Raw genomic sequence first — 5,505 nt, forward strand, 5'->3', positions numbered from 1 at the left:
GAGTGGAGGGTGGCGGACGGGGGGTGGGCCAGGTGGTCGCGGTAGGTCGGGGCGTACAGCACGACGCGGTGCTCCTCCGGGATCCCGAGCCCGCGCCGGACCTCCTCGGCCGCCTTGTCCCGTACGGGCGGGAACAGCAGGTCGTTGGCGGGCGATCCGGCCTCCAGCACCTCGCCCTCGTACGCGAGCGAGCGGCGCAGCAAGGGGGTGGCGAAGCGGCTCGGGGAGATCAGTACCGACCACTGGGCCGACCGCTGCGGCAGGGTGGCGAGGTGCTGGTGGTCGGCGTAAAGGGAGTCCGCCAGACCGGAGCCGAACCGGCCCAGCGGGGTGCCGTGCCAGGTCTGGACGACCATCTGCCCGGGCCGCCGCTCGAACCAGACGGGCAGCTGCTCGTCCGTGACGATGCGGCGGGAGCGGGCCAGCGCCTCGTACCAGGCGGCGCTGTGTACGGGGACGGCCCGCGCGCCGGGCGGGACGTGGGTGATGCGGCCGGGGGTGGTGCCGGTGACCCACAGATGTTCGGTGTCCGTGCCCCGGCGCACGAGCTCGGCGTGGACGGCGCGCGGGGAGTCGCCGCCCGCGTAGAGGACGGTGTCGCGGAGCGGGAGCGTGCGCGATGTGCGGGACGTGCTGGGCGTGCGCCGGTGGGAGGGGAGCGGGAGCGTACGGGGTGTGCTGGGCGCCCCGGGCGTGCGCTGGTCGGGGTGGTGCGCGGCGCGCAGGAGCCGTCTGCCGTACGCGCTCCGCTCGGCGGCCGGGAGGCCGGGCGGAGCGACGACGGACAGCCGGTCGCCGTGCCGCCGCTCCAGGCGCAGCGCGTTCTCGCCCTCGCCGCCGCAGGGAAGCTGCGCGGCGGCGGAGCCGAGGACGCGGACGGGGCGGCCGTCCAGGCGGACCTCCCAGCGGCCCTCCGGGAGCGGCGGGGCGACCAGCGCGGAGAAGCGGAGGGTGGGGTGGGCACCCGGAGTGCCGGCCGCTCCGGCCGCTTCGGTTCCATCGACAACCTCGGCCTCCGCGACCGGGACCACCTCGTGCAGCGTCTCGTGGCGCAGGACGAGACGGGCGCCGGACGCGTCCGGCGGCCCTGCTTCCGCACCCGGAGCCGACGGGGCGTACGCCCCCGAGATCCGCAGGCCCCCCTCCGGAGTGGGGTCCACCCGGTCCACGTACGGCGGCCCCGCCAGGTCCAGCACCAGGTCACCCGCCGCGTCCGCGCACGCGGGCGGCGGCAGATCCGGGGCGGCGGGGAGCGGGACGCGGGTGCCGTCGTCGAGCAGCAGCCGGACCCGCCACCGCGTCCCGCCCGCCGCCTCGACCTCACGGGGGGCCCGGTGCGCGGCGGGCGGCACGGCGGCGAGTTCGGCGAGCGGCACACGCACGGTGAACGCCATCCCGTCGGGCCCCGGTGTACCTGTGTCCGGCCCGGGCGTGGACCCGTTCGGCCGGGGTGTGCTCCCGTCCGGCCCGGCTCCCTCCCCGTACGCCACCGCACAGGAGCGCTCCTCGCCGCCCTCGTCTCCCTCCCGGGTCAGCACCAGCTCCGTGGCCCTCGCCGTCCCGTCGAAGAGCCTGCCCGCGATCTCCAGCGAGGCTCCCGCCGTCCCGGCGGCGACCGTCCGGTGTCCCTCGGCCCGGGCCCGCAGTCGCGACACCGTCAGCCGGAGTCGGCCGCCCCGGAAGTCCAGCACCGCCCGCCGCCCGTCGCCCAGGTCGTGCGTCAGCGGCTGATCCGCCCCCGCGTCCTGCGCGCGCACGGCGACCCGGCGGACCGTTCCGGGGGCGGCGAGGACCAGGCCCACCAGCCAGCCGCCGCCCTCCGCCGTCGCGGGCAGCCTGTCCGGGTCGAGGAGCATCTCGAAGCCCGCGTGGTCGTAGCCGTGCAGCTCCTGACCGGAGTCCACCGTCGCCTCGGGTGCGGGAACGGACCGCACCGGCACCGGCCGCACCTGCCGCCCCCGCTCCGTCCGGACCATGCCCACCGTCAGCCGCCGGTGCGCCGACCCGGCGGGGAGGTTGCGCAGATACGCGTACCCGCGCAGCCGCAGCTTCCCGTCCGCGCCCCACCGCGCCTCCAGGAGCCGCGCGACCGCCGGGAGGTCCGTGCGTGCGAGCCGGGCGCTCGCGCCGTGCACGCCGGGGTACACCGCCCGCCGTCGACCCGTCAGGCCCTCGACGGCGAACGTGCCCGCGCCGTTGGCCCGTTCGAAGGCGAGGACCGCCAGCAGGTCCTCCAGGCGTCGCTCCCGGACCAGCTGCCACTTGATGCGCAGCTCCACCGGCAGCCCCTCCAGCACCCCGGCCCCCGCCCGGTCGACGAAGGCCCCCGCGCCCTCCAGGAACGCCGTCCGGTACGCCTCGCCGCCCATCGGCAGGCCGTCCAGGAAGTAGCCGAAGTCGTCGCGGAGGCAGGACGCGTCGTACGCCCGCCGCCGGCCAGCGTCCCGGCCGCCCAGGAACGCGCTGACCTGCTCGCACGCGGCGATCCGGTCCCGTACGCCCGTGACGTCCGTACGCCGCCGGGTGATCGAGCCCTCCCGCACCCGCCAGTAGTAGACGTGCTCGGCGAGGACGTCGACCGAGCCCGCGAGATAGTGCGCGGGGATCATCACCGGGGTGTCCTCGTACAGCCTGCCCTCGGGGAAGGCGAAGCCGTGCGTGTCCCAGAAGGAGCGCCGGAACACCTTGTTCCACGCCACCCGGTCGGCCAGCAGCCGCGGATCCCGGGTGATGTGCGTACGCGACCGGGGGCCCGTCAGCCAGCGGTACTGCCAGGCCTGCTGCCGCCCCTGCCCGGTCAGCCGCCACACGTTGCCGGTCACCAGATCGGAACCGCTCGACTCCAGCGCGGCCGTCATCCGCTCGTACGCGTCGTGCACGACGATGTCGTCGCTGTCCGCGAACGCCAGGTAGGGCACGGTGGGGGTGGTGTGCCGGACGCCGGTGTTGCGGGCGGCGCTCAGGCCCGCGTTCGGCTGCCGCACCAGGCGGAAACGCTCGTCCCGGGCGGCGAACTCCGCCGCGATCCGGCCGCTCGCGTCCGTCGAACCGTCGTCGACCATCACCACCTCGATCGCGTCGAGGGTCTGCTCCGCCACCGACCGCAGGCAGTCCTCCAAGTAGGCCTCGACGTTGTGGACGGGGACGACGACGCTGAGAAGTGGTGGCTTCATGTCCTGGTCAACAGAGGGTGGGTCCGGGGGTCACCGGCGCTGACCCGAACGGGTGAACGCGGGGCGTCGACCGCCCGGGCCCGCGACTACGCTCGGCTGCCATGCCGCCTCCCGTCTCCCCAGCCTCCCTGAAGCGGTTCGTCCGTCGGCAGGCCATGCGGGCCGTCTACCGCAGCGACCTGCGCCGCCCGCTCGACCCCGACCTGGCGGTCTACGGGGCGTACTGGAACCGGGGCGTCGCCTGCAACCCGGCCGCGATCCACGCCAAGGCCCGCGAACTGGTCCCGCACATCCGGGGCGTGTGGGTCGTCTCGTCCCGGCACCGTGATCGGATGCCCGCCGGTGTGCCGTACGTCATCGAGGGCTCGCGCCCCTACTGGCGTGCCATGGCCACCGCCACCTACCTGGTCAACAACTCCAGTTTTCCCGGGGGTTTCACGAAGCGGCCCGGTCAGCGCTATCTCCAGACCCACCACGGGACCCCGCTCAAGACCATGGGGCTCGACCAACGCGCCTATCCCGCCCTCGCCCGGAAGACCGACTTCGGCAAGATCCTCGCCCATGTCGGCCAGTGGGACCACAGCCTCTCCGCCAACCCGCACACCACCGAGGTCTGGGACCGCGTCTACCCGGGCGCGTACGAGCGGATGGACCTCGGATACCCCCGTAACGACGTCTACTTCACCGCCACCGCCGACGACATCGCGAAGATCCGTGCCGACCTGGGCATCGCCGAGGGGCAGACCGTCCTGCTCCACGCCCCGACCCACCGCGACTACCGCGACGGCTTCGTCCCCGACCTCGATCCGGAGCAGCTGGCAAGCCAACTCGGTCCCGATTACGTCATTCTGGTGCGCGCCCACTACTTCTACGGGCGGTCCGCCGGGGTCGGCGATGCTATGGGTGCCGGGCGGGTCATCGACGTCACCGGACACCCCCGGGTCGAGGAACTGTGCCTGGCCGCAGATGCGTTGATCGCCGACTACTCCTCCCTGATCTTCGACTACGCCTGCCTCGACCGTCCGATCGTCGTCCACGCCCCCGACTGGGCCGCCTACCGGGCCGCGCGCGGCACCTACTTCGACCTGCTCTCCGGGCTCCCCGGCGACACCCCCGGACCCGTCACCACCACCCCGGACGAACTGGCGGACGTGTTCAGCACGGGGCGGTGGCGCTCCCCGGAGTCGGCCGTGCTGCGCACCGCGTTCCGGGAGCGGTTCTGCCCGTACGACGACGGGCACGCGGCGGAACGTGTCGTACGGCGGTTCTTCGCGCCGACGGAGTGAGGCGAGCGTGCGCCCCGCCACCCGGATGGCTCATTCGTGCGTCCGGTGCCGGTTCCTCCGACCCGCGCCGTCGTTGTGCCCAACAGTTCGCTCACCCCGCGATGTTGGGAGACGTCCATGCACCGGTCCGCCTACGAGCAGATGGAACTCTGCATCAAGGAGTATCTGCCCGTCGAAGGGCCTGCCTCCGGCAACGGCGCGTACCGGGTCGTCGACCTCGGGTCGCGGATCTCCGGCAAGCAGACCCGTACCCACCGGGCCCTCCTCGCCGGGCACCCCATCGACTACTTCGGGGTCGACGTGCAGGACGGCCCCAACGTCGACGCGGTGATGAAGAAGCCGTACCGCATCCCCGCCCGCTCCAACAGCGCCGATGTCGTCCTCTCCGGGCAGGCGTTCGAGCACATCCCGTTCTTCTGGGCGTCGATGCTGGAGATCGCCCGGATTCTGAAGCCCGGCGGGCACGCGTTCATCACCGCCCCCTCGCGCGGCCATGTCCACGACGCGCAGGACTGCTGGCGCTACTACCCCGACGGATTCCGTGCCCTCGCCGCCCACTCCCGGCTCGAACTGGTCGAGGCCTACACCGACTTCCCGCCGCAGAAGGGTATCTGGCACGACTACCGGGCCATCGACAAGAAGGCCGCCTACTGGGGCGACTCCGTCGGTGTCTTCCGCAAGCCGCGGCGCTACCCCCGGCTGACGATGTTCGTCGTCCGGGAGGCCGCGGTGTGGTGGGCCAACTGGGTCGGCGGCGTGGACGGCGTCCCGCTGCCCCGGCCGGTCGACGGCCGCGACCGGTGCGGCAGGCCTGCCGCCCCCGTATCCGAGCCCGCGTCCGAGCCGGCCTCCGTGCCCGCCCCGGCGTCCGCCCCCGGAACCGCGCCGGAATCAATGGCAGGTTGACGAAAAGTGACATGAGCCGCAAACCGCGCGTACTGTCCCGGGGCATGGCTTGGCGCAACGCCGTCAACGGCGTCCTTCAGCAGCTCACCGGATACCAGCTCAGGCGTGTTCCGGTGCCCGCCGCCCGTACCGCCCCCGCC

At 73.7% G+C, this 5,505-nt stretch carries 3 protein-coding genes and 1 pseudogene; 3 read left to right on the forward strand and 1 reads right to left on the reverse strand.

Annotated features, from left to right (window positions below; all coding sequences use genetic code 11):
• The coding region (locus D3105_RS31800; RefSeq protein ID WP_118906333.1) for a bifunctional glycosyltransferase/CDP-glycerol:glycerophosphate glycerophosphotransferase at nt 1-3,173 on the reverse strand (3,173 nt) is incomplete at its 3' end.
• A 101-nt stretch (nt 3,174-3,274) separates the two neighbouring features.
• On the opposite strand from D3105_RS31800, the gene D3105_RS31805 reads away from it, so the two are divergent.
• The 3 genes and pseudogenes from D3105_RS31805 to D3105_RS35585 form a co-directional block, all read left to right on the forward strand.
• Entirely contained in the window at nt 3,275-4,459 is a 1,185-nt protein-coding gene (locus D3105_RS31805; protein WP_118906334.1) for a CDP-glycerol glycerophosphotransferase family protein, read from the forward strand.
• A 117-nt stretch (nt 4,460-4,576) separates the two neighbouring features.
• The gene (locus D3105_RS31810) at nt 4,577-5,365 is read left to right on the forward strand and encodes a methyltransferase domain-containing protein (protein WP_118906335.1); all 789 of its coding nucleotides are present in this window, start codon (nt 4,577-4,579) and stop codon (nt 5,363-5,365) included.
• A pseudogene (locus D3105_RS35585) lies at nt 5,260-5,505 on the forward strand (TylF/MycF/NovP-related O-methyltransferase); the annotation flags it as partial. The gene D3105_RS31810 and the pseudogene D3105_RS35585, both read left to right, overlap by 106 nt.

It is taken from the genome of Streptomyces globisporus (assembly GCF_003501885.1).
Taxonomy (GTDB): Bacteria; Actinomycetota; Actinomycetes; order Streptomycetales; family Streptomycetaceae; genus Streptomyces; species Streptomyces globisporus_D.

Excerpts from the sequence above, each read along its gene's own strand:
- D3105_RS31805 (WP_118906334.1), top strand. The coding sequence starts at position 3,275 with ATGCCGCCTCCCGTCTCCCCAGCCTCCCTGAAGCGGTTCGTCCGTCGG.
- D3105_RS31810 (WP_118906335.1), top strand. The coding sequence starts at position 4,577 with ATGCACCGGTCCGCCTACGAGCAGATGGAACTCTGCATCAAGGAGTAT.